General features: G+C 45.6%; 16 protein-coding genes and 1 pseudogene. 12 read left to right on the top strand and 5 right to left on the bottom strand.

Annotation, left to right across the window (positions count from 1 at the left end):
* Positions 1-10 precede the first annotated feature (10 nt).
* From asnB to HRU78_10465, 3 genes are all read left to right on the top strand, one after another.
* Positions 11-1882, top strand: coding sequence for an asparagine synthase (glutamine-hydrolyzing) (gene asnB, locus HRU78_10475; GenBank protein QOJ24017.1), 1872 nt, complete (start codon positions 11-13; stop codon positions 1880-1882).
* Between the two features lie 209 nt (positions 1883-2091).
* The gene (locus HRU78_10470) at positions 2092-4041 is read left to right on the top strand and encodes an alginate lyase family protein (GenBank protein QOJ25018.1); all 1950 of its coding nucleotides are present in this window, start codon (positions 2092-2094) and stop codon (positions 4039-4041) included.
* A 63-nt stretch (positions 4042-4104) separates the two neighbouring features.
* Positions 4105-5415 carry a UDP-glucose/GDP-mannose dehydrogenase family protein gene (locus HRU78_10465; GenBank protein ID QOJ24016.1) on the top strand — a complete coding sequence of 437 codons (1311 nt, stop codon included), beginning with the start codon at positions 4105-4107 and terminating at the stop codon, positions 5413-5415.
* A gap of 244 nt (positions 5416-5659) precedes the next feature.
* On the opposite strand, the gene HRU78_10460 is transcribed toward HRU78_10465, so the two are convergent.
* Positions 5660-5944: a hypothetical protein gene (locus HRU78_10460; protein QOJ24015.1), complete on the bottom strand. Its 285-nt coding sequence runs from the start codon at positions 5942-5944 to the stop codon at positions 5660-5662.
* 68 nt (positions 5945-6012) lie between these two features.
* On the opposite strand from HRU78_10460, the gene HRU78_10455 reads away from it, so the two are divergent.
* From HRU78_10455 to HRU78_10425, 7 genes are all read left to right on the top strand, one after another.
* Positions 6013-6639, top strand: a complete 627-nt coding sequence (locus HRU78_10455) for a class I SAM-dependent methyltransferase (GenBank protein QOJ24014.1) — start codon at positions 6013-6015, stop codon at positions 6637-6639.
* A 3-nt stretch (positions 6640-6642) separates the two neighbouring features.
* Positions 6643-7839, top strand: coding sequence for a glycosyltransferase family 4 protein (locus HRU78_10450; GenBank protein QOJ24013.1), 1197 nt, complete (start codon positions 6643-6645; stop codon positions 7837-7839).
* A gap of 138 nt (positions 7840-7977) precedes the next feature.
* A complete protein-coding gene (locus tag HRU78_10445) occupies positions 7978-8241 on the top strand; it encodes a methyltransferase domain-containing protein (GenBank protein QOJ24012.1) in 264 nt (87 codons plus the stop codon).
* 159 nt (positions 8242-8400) lie between these two features.
* Positions 8401-8778, top strand: coding sequence for a hypothetical protein (locus HRU78_10440; GenBank protein ID QOJ24011.1), 378 nt, complete (start codon positions 8401-8403; stop codon positions 8776-8778).
* 199 nt (positions 8779-8977) lie between these two features.
* Positions 8978-9838, top strand: a complete 861-nt coding sequence (locus HRU78_10435) for a class I SAM-dependent methyltransferase (GenBank protein ID QOJ24010.1) — start codon at positions 8978-8980, stop codon at positions 9836-9838.
* 307 nt (positions 9839-10145) lie between these two features.
* On the top strand, positions 10146-11516 hold the full coding sequence (locus HRU78_10430) for a hypothetical protein (protein QOJ24009.1): 1371 nt from the start codon (positions 10146-10148) through the stop codon (positions 11514-11516).
* A gap of 228 nt (positions 11517-11744) precedes the next feature.
* Entirely contained in the window at positions 11745-12827 is a 1083-nt protein-coding gene (locus HRU78_10425; GenBank protein ID QOJ24008.1) for a hypothetical protein, read from the top strand.
* Positions 12828-13128: 301 nt separating this feature from the next.
* Here the strand turns inward: HRU78_10425 and HRU78_10420 are convergent, their stop codons facing one another.
* From HRU78_10420 to HRU78_10405, 4 genes and pseudogenes are all read right to left on the bottom strand, one after another.
* Positions 13129-13581, bottom strand: coding sequence for a transposase (locus HRU78_10420; GenBank protein QOJ24007.1), 453 nt, complete (start codon positions 13579-13581; stop codon positions 13129-13131).
* A gap of 79 nt (positions 13582-13660) precedes the next feature.
* A pseudogene (locus HRU78_10415) lies at positions 13661-14101 on the bottom strand (IS30 family transposase).
* A gap of 231 nt (positions 14102-14332) precedes the next feature.
* Positions 14333-14950, bottom strand: a complete 618-nt coding sequence (locus HRU78_10410; GenBank protein QOJ24006.1) for a response regulator transcription factor — start codon at positions 14948-14950, stop codon at positions 14333-14335.
* Positions 14947-16443, bottom strand: a complete 1497-nt coding sequence (locus HRU78_10405; GenBank protein QOJ25017.1) for a PAS domain S-box protein — start codon at positions 16441-16443, stop codon at positions 14947-14949. The genes HRU78_10410 and HRU78_10405 overlap by 4 nt, the downstream gene beginning before the upstream one ends.
* 435 nt (positions 16444-16878) lie before the next feature.
* Here HRU78_10405 and HRU78_10400 point away from each other — a divergent pair, with 435 nt between their 5' ends.
* The gene (locus tag HRU78_10400; protein ID QOJ24005.1) at positions 16879-17874 is read left to right on the top strand and encodes a sodium-dependent bicarbonate transport family permease; all 996 of its coding nucleotides are present in this window, start codon (positions 16879-16881) and stop codon (positions 17872-17874) included.
* A gap of 74 nt (positions 17875-17948) precedes the next feature.
* A complete protein-coding gene (locus HRU78_10395) occupies positions 17949-18248 on the top strand; it encodes a transcriptional regulator (protein ID QOJ25016.1) in 300 nt (99 codons plus the stop codon).
* Positions 18249-18475: the final 227 nt, after the last annotated feature.

Genomic DNA, 18475 nt, shown 5'->3' with positions numbered 1-18475 from the left:
AGGTACTCTCATGTGCGGTATTGCCGGCTTTATCGGGCCTTTCAAAAATAGCGATTCAATCGATATTCTACGCAGTATGTCTGCGGCCATTACCCATCGTGGGCCCGATGACGATGGTTTTTTGGAAGCCGCTACACGGGATGGCCGCTACCAGATTGGCTTGGCTCATCGCCGCCTTTCGATTATTGACCTTTCTACCGGCCATCAACCCATGGGAAATGAAGATGGTTCGATTCAAGTGATATTTAATGGTGAGATTTATAACTTCCATTCGCTGCGCGATGAATTAATTGCGCTGGGTCATCATTTCGCAACCAATTCCGACACTGAAACCATTGTTCATGCGTATGAACAATGGGGGGAACGCTGTGTAGAATATTTTCGCGGCATGTTTGCTTTTGCCGTTTGGGATAGTCCCAAAGAACGTCTATTTTTGGCACGCGACCGCTTCGGTAAGAAACCGCTATTTTTGTGCGAAACTCACGGTATTCTGTTGTTCGCTTCCGAGATCAAGGCTATTTTGACTTTTCCCGGAATCAAAGCCGAGGTAGATACAGCGGCCGTATGGGATTATTTTGCTTACCGCTATGTTCCCGCTCCGGCAACGTTATTTCGCGGTATCCGTAAGCTTATGCCGGGTCGTTATGCGATTTGGGAAAAAGGGGTATTGACCGAGAAAAATTATTACCACCCTCCTGATCGAGAAGTTTTTGTCGATACCTCAATCCCGGCAGACCCCGTAGGTGCTTTTCTTGAGGTACTCGACCAAGCCGTGAATATTCGCATGATCGCGGATGTTCCGTTTGGAGCATTTTTATCCGGAGGTATAGATTCATCGGCGGTAGTTGGCCTTATGTCCCACCATTCCGTGCAACCGGTCAAAACTTTTTCCGTGGGATTCTCCGAAGCCAGTTACAGCGAGCTGGGCTATGCTAAGACTATCGCGCAGCAGTTTAAGACCGATCATCATGAGTTGGTGGTTTCGCAGGAACATCTCATGCAACATTTGCCGGACTTGGTGCGTTTCCGTGATGCTCCAGTGGCCGAGCCATCGGATATTCCGGTTTATCTGCTGGCGAAAGAAGCAAGGAAAACGGTTAAAATGGTGCTGACTGGTGAAGGGTCGGATGAATTCCTGGGTGGATATCCAAAGCATGTATATGAACGCTATGCCGGATGGTATCAGACGATACCGGGTTTTATGCGTCATGGATTATTGGAACCTTTGGTGCAGGCGCTGCCTTACCGCTTCCGGCGAGCCAAAACGGCAATCGTTAACTTGGGATTGGAGCGGTTTGAAGAGCGGATGCCGCGCTGGTTTGGTGCTTTGTCTGACACTGAGCGCACGCATTTGATTGCCTTGTCCCAACCTGCAGATCGTGCAAGTGGAGTGCAATTTGATTCACCTTCTGCAAACAGCGCGTTGCGCCGTATTTTGTATTTCGACCAGACGAGTTGGCTGCCGGATAACTTACTTGAACGCGGAGACAGGATGACGATGGCGGCCTCTTTGGAGGCGCGTATGCCTTTTATGGACCATGAGCTGGCTGCATTTGTGTCAAGTTTGCCGGATAAATACCGGGTGCGCGGGCATACGACCAAATGGATATTGCGCGAGGCGATGAAGCGATTGCTGCCACCTACCATTTTAGAGCGCCCCAAAGTAGGTTTCCGTGTACCGGTTAACGAATGGTTCCAAGGCTCCATGCGGGAATATCTTTATGAGCATTTGAAGAGTTCCACATCATTGACCAAAGAATATTACCAGCCTGCGGCGCTCGAGAAAATTCTGACTGACCATGTGACCGGTCGTCAAAATCACGAAAAGCTGCTGTGGAGCATGCTTAATCTGGAAATCTGGCATCGTCAGTATCTGAAATAATATTGAGCATTTGCTGCTGGTTACGAATTAGTGGCTGTAATGCTTTGTAAGAGAAAAATTTCTGCAATTTCTCTGCAAATATTTTGATTCTTTACATGTTTTGTAATCATTTTTTATTATCTTATTCAATGCCAGCCGTGCAGCAGCTAAGGTAGCTGATTTTATTAACCATGAATAACCTTGCTTGGAAATTTAACCGATTGCGGACAATGGGATTACCTGAAATTGGTTATCGTATTCGCCAAGCTGTTCAGACCAAAGCGGAATTGCTGACCGTCAAGTGGATGCGGCGACCCCCTTCGCCGGATTGTTCGCGCTTCGGTAAGGCCTGGCTGAATCCGCTGCCGCGCAGTATGGATTCCGCGCTCTATCGTGCCGCGGCGGATCGGGTGCTAGCCGGATATTACGATGTTTTTGCTCTGTGTAACGTCCAGTTAGGTTTTCCGCCACAGTGGAGCCGCGATCCCAAGACAGGTATCGAAGCGCCACTGGTATTGGGTAAAACGCTGGATTATCGCGATGAATGCTTGGTCGGTGATATCAAGTATCTCTGGGAACCTAATCGCCACCTTCATCTGACGACACTCGCGCAAGCTTATCATTTGAGCGGCGACATGCGTTACGCGCAAGGTGTGCAGTTGTTGCTTGATTCATGGTTTGAACAATGCCCGTACCCGTTCGGGGTGAATTGGACCAGCTCGCTTGAATTAGCCATACGGCTTGTCAATTGGTCGTTTACGTGGCATTTGCTGGGTGGCAAAACCAGTTCTTTATTTAATTCCGACAGCGGGCAACGTTTTAAGCGCCGTTGGCTGGACAGTATCTATCAGCACAGTCATTTTATCGCCAGCTATCTGTCACGGCACTCGTCGGCTAATAATCATCTCTTCGGTGAGTTGATGGGGTTATTTGTCGCGGCAATTACCTGGCCTTGCTGGTCAGAAAGTGGTCGTTGGCAGCAGCAGGCTTACGCTGAACTTGAAATTGAAGCGCTTAAACAGAATGCACCTGACGGTGTCAATCGTGAGCAAGCGGTTTATTATCAGCATGAAGTAGTCGACATGATGCTGATTTGCTGGTTGGTTGGTCGCTCGAATGGCATTCAGTTTTCTCAAGACTTTATTGGCCGGCTGGAACGAATGCTGGAATTTATCGCATCGCTGATGGATATTTCCGGTGCTGTTCCCATGATCGGCGATGCCGATGGTGCGTTAATGGTGCATTGGAGTAAAGAAAGCGATTGGCATGTTTATCGTTCGCTGCTGGCAACGGGTGCGGTATTGTTTAAGCGGACTGATTTCAAAGCTAAGGCAAAATATTTCGACGATAAAAGTTGCTGGCTGCTGGGCGATGACGCCAAATACACATTCGATGCATTGGTGCCAAGTGAAAATCGATCAGCAGTGCAACGGGAATTTCCCGAGGGCGGCTATTTTATTCTCGGCAATAAACTCGACACCACCGATGAAATTCGCATCGTCGCTGATGCCGGGCCACTCGGTTATCTTTCTATCGCCGCGCACGGCCATGCCGATGCATTGTCGTTTACTTTGTCGGTGGCAGGTCACGCACTGTTGATTGATCCCGGCACTTATGCATTTCATACGCAGAAAAAGTGGCGTGATTATTTTCGCGGTACCTCGGCGCACAATACCGTGCGCGTTGATGGGGTCGATCAATCCGAGCCGGGTGGCAATTTTATGTGGTTGCGCCAGGCGAATGTACGCTGTGAGCGCTGGGAAAGCGATCAGGAGAGAGATTGTCTGATCGGGAGTCATGACGGTTATACGCGTCTGCCCGATCCGGTCATTCATCGCAGAACGATAGAATTCCTGAAGAATGAGGGGATCATCCGGGTGGAAGATGCTTTTGAATGCACTCAAGAACACACGATTGAACTTAACTGGCATTTTGCCGAAATGTGCGAAGTGCGGATTGAATCGTGCCAAGTACAAGCGGCAGTGGCCAATGTCAACATGCAAATGACGATGCCGGATAGTGCTTGCAAACCGGAATTGATGCATGGCAGAGATGAGCCGCCGTCCGGTTGGGTATCTCGCCGCTTTGATGAAAAAATGCCGACGTCGACGATTATGTGGCGGGAGAAAATCACTGGTGCGGCGAAAAGGGTGACGATTTTACGGATTACAATAGATTAAAATGTCTGAATTATTCTAATGAATTGAGAAAATATATTCTGATCAATGAGTTAAAGGAGTCACATGAAGATAAGTATATTTGGTTTGGGATATGTGGGTACTGTTTCTGCTGGATGTTTAGCTACTGACGGACATTCCGTGATCGGGGTCGATCCTAATAAAACAAAAGTTGATTTGATCAATCAAGGTGTTTCACCGATTGTCGAGAAAGATATCGGGGAAATGGTCGCTGCAGCGGTTAAAAATAATGTACTGCGAGCAACCTTGGATGTGCGTGATGCAGTGATGAATTCAGATATTTCCCTGGTATGCGTGGGAACGCCTTCACAACTGAACGGTAATCTGGATTTGAGTCATGTTCGCAAGGTGTGTGAACAAATCGGTGCGGCGCTTAAAGAAAAAAGTGCTTTTCATGTCGTCGTCGCACGTAGTACGATGCTGCCGGGTTCCATGCGTACGATTGTGATCCCGGCGTTGGAATCTTACTCTGGAAAAAAAGCAGGAGTCGATTTCGGTGTATGCAATAATCCGGAATTCCTGCGTGAAGGAACGGCCGTATTCGATTATTACAATCCGCCCAAAACTGTGATCGGCGAGAGTGACACAAAAGCCGGTGAGTTATTGATGCAGCTTTACGAAAAAATGACCGCACCGCTTATTCGAACCGCAGTCGAAACAGCAGAAATGGTTAAATATGCGGATAATACGTGGCACGCCGTTAAAGTGGCATTTGCCAATGAAATCGGCAATCTCTGCAAGGCAGAGGGTATTGATGGCCACAGGGTGATGGAGATTTTTTGTCAGGATACAAAACTGAATCTGTCTCCATACTACATGAAACCGGGGTTCGCTTTCGGCGGTTCGTGCCTGCCGAAGGACGTGCGTGCTTTGATGTATAAAGGCAAGAGCCTGGATATGGACTTACCGCTTATCAACGCCATTCTGCCGTCAAACCAGCGGCAGATTGAAAAAGGCATCAAAATGATCGTCGAAAAAGGGCACAGAAAAATCGGTATTCTGGGATTTTCTTTCAAAGCGGGCACTGACGATTTGCGTGAATCGCCCCTTGTTCAAGTCATCGAATACTTGATTGGCAAGGGGTATGAGCTCAAGCTATACGATAAAAATGTGAACTTGGCGGCTCTGACCGGCGCGAATCAGGATTATATTTTGAATCACATTCCGCATATCTCTAAATTAATGGCTTCCTCGCTGGATGAAGTGCTTAATTTTGCGCAAACCATCGTTATTGGCAACGGTGCAGCGGAGTTCCGCAGTGTACCGGCTGAAATAAAGCCCGGGCAAGTGGTGGTGGATTTGGTCCGGATCGTACCTCATTCAAGTGGAGAGGGCTATGATGGAATTTGCTGGTAATCGAGAAACGTCGATTTTACTGATCCTAATACGGTATTTTTTGATTTGCAGTTATAGACTTAGAGTTTCTGTGAAATTCGATACGCGCTTTGGCGAGCGTCGAGTAGAGAATAGGATATTCAATCGCAGCGGAATTTCAGCTGTCTCGTTAATGCGGCTTAGGAAATTAAGTGGCAGGGACTTCCTTAATGAAATCTGAAGCAACGTGGATACTTTTGGAGCGAGCTTGGTGTGCAAGCTGAATTCAATAAAATAAGGACTGCAAAAAGAATCGATTAAAGTATTCAGTAAGATGATAAATACCATATTGAATCACTACTGTAACGTTAATTGCCGCAAGTGCGGCATCATTGATGCTACAATCCCCCGGTTCGTCATGGGCTGTAGCCAAGTCCACTTTCTGGGGCGGTGCTGATTTTATGATACTGGGTACTGTACCCAATCTTGATCGAGAACTTTCCTTTTGTGGATTGTCAAGAAATCTCTCAGGTAATTCAGGAGATAGAAATAATGAAGCATAAGCCATCATATATTAATGAAGAACCCGAAAATATGCTTGCGCGGTTTCGTATTCGCTCTCGTCAACGTCGAGCGAAAATGTTTCTGGACAATTTCAAGCTTTCTCCGGAAACACGAATACTGGATTTGGGTGGCTGGAACGGTAGTCACATTCACGCGATACTGGAAGATTCTCCGGTGTTGCCCTCAAATGTCTATGTGGCTGACATTGACGAACGAGCTGTCAATGAAGCGGCAGAGCATTTTGGATTTGTTCCGGTTGTCATACCGGAAATCGGTCAAATACCTTTTCCGGATAAATTCTTTGATATTGTATTTTGTTCTTCGGTTATCGAGCGTGTCACAGTACCGAAGGATGAAGTATGGACATTAGTTTCGGGGCGCCGTTTCCAGGATGCGGCAAAGCAGCATCAACGTGAGTTCGCTAATGAGATCCGCCGTCTGGGGAAAGGGTATTTTGTGCAAGCACCTCATCGCTGGTTTCCGTTTGAGACACACTCTTGGCTCCCTTTTGTCAGTTACTTGCCGCGCAGACTCCAGGTACCGCTGTTCCGATTTACCAACCGGTTCTGGATTAAGAAAACCATTCCGGATTGGTATTTACCCATCATGAAAGATATGAAGTTCTATTTTCCCGATGCTTCTATTCTGGAGGAGCGGGTATTCGGGGTGACCAAATCTCTCATTGCTTACCAACGAAACTGATCAATGCCGTCTATTACTCCACGCCGGGTACTAATTTTAGTCGAAAATCTTCCTTCCCCTTTTGATCGCCGAGTATGGCAGGAAGCGACAACGCTGCATGACAACGGTTACGTCGTTTCCATTATTTGTCCAACGGGTAAAGGATATGAGAAGGAATATGAAGTCATTGACGGAATTCATATTTATCGTTATTGTTTGCCGTTCGAAGCCGAGGGTGCTAAAGGTTACTTGATTGAATACTCCGTCGCGCTATTTCATACTTTCCGGCTGACCTGGAAAGTGCAGTTTTCTCAGGGGTTCGAGGTAATTCACGCGTGCAATCCGCCCGATTTATTGTTTCTGATTGGCGGTTTCTTTAAGTTGTTTATGCGCAAAAAGTTTCTGTTTGATCACCATGATATCAATCCGGAGCTCTATGAAGCCAAGTTCGGGCGGCGTGATTTTTTTTATAAATTACTGGTGTTGTTCGAACGCTGGACATTTAAGACCGCCGATGTTTCGATCGCTACCAATGAATCTTATAAAAAGATCGCGATTGAACGTGGCGGAATGGATCCAACCAAAGTTTTTGTGGTGCGTAGCGGGCCTAAGCTGGATCGCTTGCGTATCTTGCCGCCCAAGAGGGAACTTAAACACGGACGGCGGTATTTGGTCGGTTATGTCGGCGTGATGGGGGCACAGGAAGGGATTGATCTGCTATTGCAAGCCGCATGTTATTTGATCAAAGATTTGGGGCGTTCCGATGTGCATTTTGGATTAGTCGGTGGCGGCACATCGCTGGATGAAATGAAGCAACTAACCATTAAGCTGGATATCGCTGATTTCGTTACGTTTACCGGTAGAGTGTCTGATCAGGAATTACTAGAAATGCTCAATACTGCTGAAGTATGTGTAAATCCGGATGTGGCCAATGAAATGAACGATAAATCCACAATGAACAAGATCATGGAATATATGGCCTTAGGCAAGCCCATTGTGCAATTCGATCTTACCGAAGGCCGGGTTTCTGCACAGGATGCGTCGTTATACGCGAAAAAAAATGATCCGGTCGATATGGCTCTGAAAATTGTGCGGTTGCTGGATGACTCTGAATTGCGGGAACAAATGGGAGAATTTGGTCGCAATCGTGTCAAGAATGAATTGGAGTGGCAATATGAGGCACCGAAGTTACTGGCCGCATACGATGTATTATTTTCTTGAGGGAATTGCTATTGGCATCTTAATACTGCGGTTCGATATGAAAACATCGAATTCTGCATGCTCTGACTGACTCTTCATTTGTTGTGATGGAATTTTTCGAACTCTAATACAGCTATTTATACCGGAACAGGAGGTGATGTGGCTCAAATATATAGTGATGGAACCTATCGAGAAAACAATCCTACTTGGCATGAGGAAGATTCGCCATGGAAGGCAGTACAAATAAAAAAAATTATTGAGAAAAATTCTCTTCATCCAAACAAGATCTGTGAAATCGGGTGTGGAGCTGGGGAAGTATTGAACCAGTTATCCAATCACTACGGCGATAAAAAAGAATTCTTCGGTTATGAAATATCTCCGCAAGCACTTGAACTGTGCGCCAAGAAATCAAAGCACAAATAAAGCACCCCGCCGCAAGCAGCGGGGTATTAACTGCGTTCTTCAATCTGCTGGTTTTTCAACCAGCTTTCGCCCCAAGGGGCGGGGAATTGAACCCGCAGAGATTTAACTTTTAAGCTTGGCAATTTATTAGAGGATGATGCAACGTATTTTGATATTGCTATGGCGATTGATGTATTTGAGCATATTGAGGATTATTTTGATTTTCTAAGAAAATTCAAAACAAAGGCAGAATATAAGATTTTTCATATCCCTCTTGACCTCTCGATTCAAACGGTGCTTCGTGCATCGCCAATTCTTACACTCAGAAGATCAGTTGGGCATATTCATTACTTTACAAAAGAAACAGCATTGGAAACCCTGAAAGATACAGGGTACGACATTGTGGATTATTTTTACACAAATAGTGCCATAGAACTGCCAAACAGGGGATGGAAAGCAAATTTAATGAAGTTACCGCGAAAATTGTTTTTCTCAGTGAATAACGATTTGGCTGTTAGGGTCCTGGGGGGCTTTTCACTGCTGGTTTTGGCCAAATAGCAGTTAAGTGATATCCATTGTTGACGCACGCATGCTTAAAAATCCTCATAATTAAAAGACTTAGTAAAAATAGAAAAGACCAGTGTCAATTCTAGATTAAAAATAACCAAGATAGATATTCGGTAATTATATTTATCAGGTGCCTGTATTGTAATTAAATTTTTGCAGATGCTTGGTGAAAAATACATGGAGAAGAAAGATGAATGAATCAGACATTCAAGACTTCTGGAATCGCAATCCTTGTGGCGATATGCAGGTTGGTGGTCTTGAACAGCGCCGGGGAAACTATGAGGCTTTCTTTACCGATTACGATAAGTTTCGGTACACAAAAGAAGCTCATATCCTCAAATGCTTGGATAATATCAATTTTGATGGGAAACAGGTACTTGAGATCGGCCTGGGGCAGGGTGCTGATTCCGAGCAGATCATAAGACGTGGAGCCCATTGGTCAGGACTTGACCTTACTCCGGAATCTGTGGCAAGAGTACAAACGCGGCTTTCCTTGCGGCAATTACCCCATCAATCAATTAAGCAAGGTAGCGTTTTGCAGATTCCTTTCGACGATAACAGCTTCGATATCGTTTTTAGTCATGGTGTCTTGCATCATGTACCAGACATCCTGACTGCTCAGCGAGAAATTAATCGTGTTTTAAAACCAAGCGGAGAATTGGTCATAATGCTCTATGCGAAGTGGTCACTGAACTATTTAATTTCTATCAGCATAGTCAGAAGATTAGGATTATTGGCGATTTATTTCATGAGACCGGATCCGCACTCGATTTATGGTCAACATCTTGCCAATGCGAATACCATGGGGTTATTTCACTACCTTAGCATGGATAATTTTATTCACAGAAACACTGACGGTCCGTTGAATCCTTATTCAAAAGTTTATGATTTACAGGAAGTTGAGAAATATTTTCCAAATTTTAAAATCATTCGCTCATATAAGCGGTTTATGCATGCACCGCCGCTTCCAGTGCATTGGTTGCCGCTTGAGCGGGCTCTTGGGTGGCACTTGTGGGTTCATCTGAAACCCATCAAGGATGACTCAGTCTGAAGCTTCTTGATAAGAAAGGCTACTATTTAATATTATACAATGATTTACTGCTGTTGATAGCCTCGGCAGTTGAGGCTGTAACAAAATATATCTTTGCAAGCTCTCCAGCTAAAAACTGCGTGACTTCATTTTTACAAAATGACAGTTTTCGCAAGTAATCAAAAGAAGAGTATTCCATTCCACTCGTTGTGAAATTCGATTGTCTACTCTCAACGATTGGAAAAATCAATGAATGATATTACGAGTGTAAGATATTATCTTATTTAATCAGTTAGATATTGTTCTAAATCTTAACTAAGGAGAAACTATGAGTTTGAATTTTTGTCGCCGAGAATTACAGTCTATAGCTGCTATTTTATTAAAACTTATTATGTGCGTCTTATTAGTAAGACAATCCACCATTAAATATATCGTGAAGCAAGGTATTATTACGGCGTTATTTGCTGGATTGTCATTTTATTCTTTAGTAGGTACTGCAGCTGATTTGACAGTCGCTTCAAGCTCCTCCGCTACCACTCTGCTTTTTAGATCGAATCTTGGCTCCGGAGTTTCACTTGGCCCGCTATATAACTTCAGCACTTATGGGGCATTGCAAAGCATTAACGGTACTGACAAGGAAACCGGTTATACTTGGCCGGTTTCCGCATTGGGTTCGGATTTCTCCGGAGTCCAGTTGATTACTGTCGATCCTATTACTTCTTCGACGATTGGAAACTATATAGCCAATCAAATTGCACCAGTTATTGGACCCAAAGGAAGCTTGATCAATGAGCTCTCACAACAGGTGAAAATAAAGGGAGATATAGGAACGGGAGGATCACAAGCACCATTAGTAATCAACAGACCATGGAGAATTGGTGACATCAATGACTTGTACATTACTTACTGGTTCAAGTATCAGGCAGACTTGGAAACGCAATTGGATATTTCGGTGCCATCGGCAAATTGGCGTACCCAGTTTGAATTCAAGACTGGAGGTTACGGTGACACATGGCGTGGAGATTACCGCATCACGGTTTATGTCGTGAAGGGAGGTGATGGTAAGCTTTATTGGCTCACGAAGGGTGATAATGTTGCCAATGGCCCATTTACACCGGTTGATTATTGGATTGAGACCAACCGCGTTGTTCCAATACCTATTGATAAATGGTCCAAATTTGAAGTTTATTGGCATCGGTCCAGTGGCAGTGATGGACGCTTCTGGGCGGCGGTCAACGGCGAAGTGATTGTTGATCACCATGGACCGAACATGGGAAATTATAATTTACCTATAACCCGGATATTTGTTAGCAATCCATACAGCGGGGGCCATGTTACAGTGGACAATCATATAACGGGATTGCAAATATGGAATGATTTTCCATGCGGTGAGGGAATGTCTTGTTATAATTTCGATACCGCAGCTCCAGCTGCGCCTTCCTCAGTCGCTGCGAAAATATCAAAATATTCGACTGCTGCCGGTGTTGCATTAACGTGGGGTGCATCCTCGGATAATGTGGCGGTTGCAGGATACAATATCTATCGGAATGGGACAAAAATCGGTGTAACTACGACAAATAAGTTTAATGATGTCATTACAGGTACCGCCAAGGGAACTCTTTATAGTTACACAGTTAAGGCCTTTGATGCTGAAGATAATTTATCCACGGTAAGTACCGCAGCGCTAGTGACTTATTGAGGAAGATTGTTCGTCAATAAGCTCTAGAGAAATGTCATTCCCGTCAGGAAATGCTTCTGGCGGGAATGAAACCAAAGCATCTACCTAAGTTTTTGTGATCAATTCTTGCGTGTGTCAGTTGATTAGAGTCTGCAAATAAATAATGAAAATCAATAATATAAAATCCTAAATAGGGGATGATGCGTTTGTATATCGATCATAATTTTTTGCATAGCAGGATGTTTTGACATGAAAATTAATATCAGTCATTACCACTGCCTAAGTTTCCAGTACTTACAACATATTATCCCAGACAAAAAATCCAGTATGAATCGTATCGTTAAACCTGAAATGAATCTTATAGTCATTATGTTATCGTTATTTATCTTGATCAATTTTATTGCTCCTGCAACGTATGCAGCCAATTTGCTTTTTCGATCAAATCTTGGTTCCGGTATTTCACTTGGACCACTATATAACTTCAGTGCTACTGGAGCATGGCAAGCTATTATCGGTACTGACAAAGAAACCGGGTATAGCTGGCCAGTCTCTGCATTAGGCTCAAATTTCTCCGGTATTCAATTGATAACTGCCGGTTCCATAACACCGTCAACGATTGGTGATCACATAACCAATGAAATCAGGTCAGTAACTGGGCCAAATGGGGAGATCGTTAATGAGCTTTTCCAACAAGTTAAAATAAAAGGAGTAACAGGAACGGGGGGGGCGCAGGCACCATTATTAATCAACAGACCGTGGAAAATGGGTGATGTCAATGACTTATACATTACCTACTGGTTCAAGTATCAGGCAGATTTGGAATCGCAATTGGACATTACAGTACCGACAGCGAATTGGCGTACTCAATTTGCATTCAAGACGGGTGGCTATTTAGATACGTGGCGTGGTGACTACCGTATCACGGTTTATGTCATGAAAGGATCTGACAAAAAACTTTATTGGACTACAAAGGGAGACAATGTTGCCAATGGACCGTTTACACCGATCGATTACTGGGTAGAAACTAATCGCATTGTTCCTGTGCCGATTGATAAATGGGCTAAATTTGAAGTTTACTGGCATCGGTCAAGCGGTAGTAATGGGCGCTTTTGGGCGGCGGTCAACGGCGAAGTGATTGTCAATCACTATGGGTCGAATATGGGAGATTACAATCTTCCTATAACTCGGATTTTTGTTAGTAACCCATATAGTGGAGGGCGAGCATCAGTGGAGAACCATATAACTGGGTTGGAGATATGGGATGATTTTCCATGTGGTATGGGAGTGTCTTGCTATGATAGAAAACCAATCGTGTCTTCTGGATCGAAGTGATGATTCGATAATCTACAATATTGAAATATATATGGGAATCACGATTAATAAACAGCTGTGGTTTTGACAAGAGAATCAAAAAGAGAATGAGAAGAATTTCAAAGCACAACTTGTAGTCTCCTTGAATTCCGATCCACTGAAAAGTAGAGGTTATTGAGATTTTGCTATAGTAAAGTGGAGAGGTGAAGGTTGGTCGAGTGATTCATGGGATCGTTCATGGTTGCTTCCTTGAGCATGTGCCATATTTCATTAAGAGTTTCAAGAATGTAGTAATTCAGACGGCCTGTTGAAAAAGCCAGTTTTATGCCGAGACTGCTTCATGTGGAAAAAATTTTGGTATGCGTCTAAAGTAATTTAGATAATTTTGTACTTTCAATATTTCTTCTCGGAGAGACAGATATTTTTTCAAAAGCCAATAAATACTTGGCGATTGCTTGACGATTCGCTTAATGTTTTGGGCCATTGCGGTCATCAGAGCCTGAATCGATACTTTCTGTAATCCCCGGTAACGGGCACGTCTTAGTCCGTGAAACTGCTTGGCTTCAGCGAATAATCCTTCGATCGTCCATTTGCGCAATATCATCTTGCTGATAAAAGCTCTGGTTTCTTGCCGTACACGAACCTTGTCAATTTCATGCTGATGTGGACTTCGATAGACAAACCGAGCCCTGTTTTTGGCCGACTCGGGTAAGCAATCTGCTCGCCTGGGGCACTGGCGACAGTGCCCGCCAGTGATTCGGTATCGTTTGATCATCCCGTTATCCAATTTCTCATAAGGGTAGAGAAAATACCTCTCTGGACATTGGTATCGATCAGTCTCACTGTGATACCTGATGGATAAGCATGGTAAATCGGCTTGAGCGCTCGACCAACGTACCAATTGCAGATCGATTCAGACCGATGATCAGGTCACCTTCCCAATGCCCGGGTAAGGCACGATCTTCCACCTCAGCAGGACGGCTGGAGATCATGACATCCTCGCTGACATGAGCCCATGATTTAGCCTGTGCCCTGGCTCTCGGTACGCGCAACGCTCGTCCCGTGCGCAGACAACTTACCAACTCGCGCTTGAGGGCACCTCGACCTTGAATGTAGAGAGCCTGATAGATGGCTTCGTGAGAGATGCGCATGGATTTGTCCTCGGAAGTCGATCAGTAACCGATTGGCAATCTGTTCAGGCGACCAGCCTTTGACCCATTTACGGTCACCACGATGTGGCTTGTTTCGTCCTATGAACGGCGCTGTCGAGGTCCCGCAATTTTACGCCCATCAGCGTCATGAACCTTGCCTTCCCCACTATTCTTGATTATGAATGCCTGGTAAAAAATTCATTTCAGGCGTATTGAGAAGATCCTGGGAACTGGTGGAAAATCCACAATCAGGCTGCAGTAAATCGAGGAAAAACGCTGTAAGTAGTGACAACCAAATCGAAGATTCAAATTTGAGAATAACTAAATGCGTGTATCGCCTTGAATCTGAGCAGAACCAAGCTGCGGTGGCACAGATTATTCGCCTAATTCGCTTTCCCGGGCGATACGGGCGAGGTCGAGCAGGTTGTTGGCGCCGGTTTTTTGCATGATTTTGGATTTGTGGATTTCCACTGTGCGGAAGCTGATGCCCAGACAGGATCCGATTTCTTTATTCGAGCGCCCTTGTACGGCCAGCAGCATGACCTCGCGCTCACGCCGGGTGAGTTTTGTCAGGCAGCTGGCAATTTCCTGATTCTGCGTGAAATCGCTGATTCTCTTTTTGGCTTCGGCAAATGCGGCACGCACGCAAATCAGCAGTTTTTCCCGGATTACCGGCTTGGTCAGAAAATCGATTGCACCGCCTTTGATGGCTTTGACACTCATGGGAATATCGCCGTGTCCGGTCAGGAAAATGATCGGCAGCAAAATCTTGCGCCAAGACAACTCATCCTGAAGTTGCAAGCCATCCATTCCTGGCATTTGCACGTCGATGATGACGCAACCGAAGAAATTCGGCTGATAGGCGTTCAGAAAGGCTTTTGCATTCTCGAATGACTGCACGCGTATGCCGGTTTGCTCGATCATCAATGTCAGCGAATCGCGCACGGCAGCGTCGTCATCCACGATAAAAACAGTCGGTTCATACATGATCATGTTATAAACGGTAAAGTAAAAAGAAATTTAGCGCCCGGTTTTGCATCGTAATCCACCCACAGTTGCCCGCCATTGGCCTCAATCAAGGCGCGGCTGATCACAAGTCCCATACCGATGCCTGATGGTTTGGTGGTAAAAAAAGGCTCAAATATGCGCTTGACGGCGATCTGGTCAAGCCCTGGCCCATTATCCTGTACTATCACAATGGCAACATTCTTTTCGTTGACAGTTTGTACTTGCGCGGTGATCGACAAAGTCGGCGAATCGACGGTGCGCATCGCTTCCACCGCATTCCTGAAAAGATTCACCAGCACTTTCTGCACTTGCGTGCGATTACATTGCACGGCGGGAAGATCGTGTTGCAAATGCAGCACCGGATGAAATCGCCCGTAACCGTCGTCGTAGACAATGTTCAGCGCTTCGTGGATGACTTCGGCAAGATTGGAATGTTCGGTCACCAGCTCGCCTTTCTGCAGAAAAGCCAACAACTCGTGCAAACTGCGTCCGGCACGCTGCGCTTGTTCCACACAACCTTGCAGCGCTCTTCGCAAATTGCCGGCACTAAAGCTATTGGTGTTCAGTGCATGCAGTACGACCTCGCTGTACGCGGAAATTGCTGCCAGCGGCTGATTAAGTTCGTGTGCAATTGCGGAAGCGGTGCGCGCCGCCACTTGTTGTTTAAGAATACTTTCCGTTTCATCGCGCTGTAATTGCAGCTTTTTTTGGACAATTTTCTGCTCGGTGACGTCCCGGGTGACGCCGATCAGCCGGTGTGGATTCCCGCCTTCGAAATATACCCGTCCGCGCGCCGATATCCAGCGCTCGGCACCGTTGACGGGATTGATGACACGGTATTGCAACTTGAATTCACCATTACTGGCGGGATCCATCGCCTTATCGATGGCTGCCTGCCGCGCTTCCCGGTCATCCGGATGGATGGCAGCCACAAATTCTTCATAACTGACCGTTTTTTCAGAATATTTTCCCCAGAACTTACGCATCTGCTTATCCCAATAAACGATATTGTGCTTGAAATCGTAATCGAAAATACCCAAGCCTGCCGCTTGTTTTGCCAAACGTAACCGTTCTTCGCTGGCGCGCAACGCTTCCTCGGTATCCAGGCGCCGGTTGGCGATATTGAATATGATCAGGATATACAGCTTTTGCCTTGCTTCCATAGGGGTGAGGCTGATATCCAATAACAATTCCTTGCCTTCGCGGTTTAATGCGACGAGCTCGTTGCCGGCACTGAAGGGACGCTTGGCCGGTTTGCTTAAGAATAGTTTTTGATAGTAGCGGTACTGCTTGCGGTAACGGGGTGCGATCAGTATTTCAATCGCCAGGCCTTTCAGTTCATTCTCGGTATAACCCAGCAATTGTTGCGCTATCGGGTTTGCCGATACGATGTGACCCGAATGTTCAGCCAGCAGCATCGCATCCGCCGCCGCATCGAATACCGTCGAGAAACTCAAGCCTTTAACTGTTGTAGCAATCACGTTATTTTCCTGCTGTTGAATTCAGAAACGAGACACCCTAAAGCTTACGATAAAAAATAATTATTTTCTATAAATTGTTTGTATATAAGAGTTTATACCTACGTATTTACCCTTACGTGTTAGCACGAATATTCCCGCCTATTGTTCTTCTGTAGGATTTCGATGGCAGGGTTAGGGCGCAAACTCAGTCATCACGTGTTTTCCCTGCGCGCCATAAAACCTTTCAACAGTTTGGAGAAATTAGAATGAATAGAAAAATAACAGCTCACCGATTCACTCGATCTGCCCGGTCAATTTTTCCGGACAAAATATTCGCTGCGGGTGCGGTTCGGGCGATTGTCAAGATGCATCCGGTCGCGGTTAAAAACGATGCTCCAAGATATCCACATAGAGTCTTACGTTTAACCACTTTAGCATAAGAGGAGTGTAATCATGTCTCTGTCCAGTCTGCTCGTACCAGCAATACTATTCTTTGCGCTAGGTATGTTTGCTTGTCTTATCAAGTCGGATCTGAAATTCCCTCCCGACATGCATAAGATGATTGTTATTTACCTGCTGATCGGTATCGGGCTTCATGGCGGTAAAGCGCTTGCCGGATCCGATATGGCCTCCGCCATTCCGGCGGTGTGGGCGGCGCTCGCATTCGGTATCGGCTTGCCGATCGTAGCTTATATTATTTTGCGGGCGCTTGGCAAAATCGATCCACTCAACGCTGCAGCCATTTCCGCGCACTATGGTTCGGTTAGTGCCGGAACTTATATGACCGCAGTTGCGTTTCTCGGCGGTATCGGCGTGACGTACGAAGCCTATCCGGTGATCATGCTGGCGATTATGGAGTCGCCGGCAATCATGATCGGTTTGGTACTGGCCGGCTATTCCCGGAAAATCATGGGAGGCGCTACTAAAGCCGATAAAGGAATGTATAAGCACTTGATAATAGAAGCATTTACCAACGGCAGTATTCTTCTGTTGTTCGGTTCGATGGCGATTGGCTGGGTGGTTTCAGATCCCAGTTACAAGAAAATTGAGCCTTTCTTTGAACTCATCTTCATGGGCGCCCTGTGCGTATTCCTGTGCGATATGGGGATGGAAGCCGGCAAGAGACTGTCGGAATTTAAATCCGTCGGTGTTTTTCTGGTCGGTTTCGGTATAGCGATGCCATTGATTGGCGCGGCATGCGGTTTGTTCGTGGGTCACTTCTTGCTGGGCTACTCGGTGGGTGGTATCACATTGGTGACGGTATTGGCAGCCAGTTGTTCCTATATCGCCGTTCCGCCGGCGATGCGCCTTGCCATCCCGGAAGCCAATCCATCCTTCTACCTGACTTTGTCGCTCGGATGTACGTTCCCGTTCAACGTTGTGGTCGGTATTCCTATGTACTATGCGGCTGCCCAGTACTTGCACGAAACTTATTACCCGCTGGTGTAAGTGTTCATCGCTAATAATGGTATAAATATTTTTGGAGAAAAATCATGGTAATACCATCGGAAATCTTGATATCGATGAAGCGAATCGAGATCGTCATCAATGAAGAATCGTTAGGTGAGCTGCGCGAACTGCTTGAACAAGCCAATGTACGCGGTTTCACCGTGATAAAGAAAGTGGGAGGATTGGGATCAACCGGTGAACGCAATCCGGAGGATTATGCATTAGCGGAAAATAATGCCGTGATAGTACTTGCCTGCGAAGAAAAGCAGGCAGAGAAGGTTATTGCGGCACTTCATCCCAGATTAAAAGAATTCGGGGGTATGTGCCTGATTTCCGATTGCCAATGGACAATCGGGCCAGCCGCTTCTTACTGAGCTGAATGATACAGAACTTCACAAGTAAAACTACTTACTCCTAGGTACTACATTGAATCCCGGCTGTTATCAGCCGGGATTATTTTATCCAATTGTCACGCTTTATTGGATACACACCTCTCTGTTATTCCGCAATTTGTCTGTGGTTTCAAGTGATTATTGCGTTTTCTTGTGGCGAATAAGGTAAAGTCTGTATTCCCGGATTTGCCTCCAGATATTATTCGTTA

The sequence above is a fragment of the Gammaproteobacteria bacterium genome, assembly GCA_015709635.1.
Lineage (GTDB): Bacteria > Pseudomonadota > Gammaproteobacteria > Burkholderiales > Nitrosomonadaceae > Nitrosomonas.
Note: the sequence above shows the minus strand (reverse complement) of the source record. Positions and strands in the feature narration are given on the sequence as shown.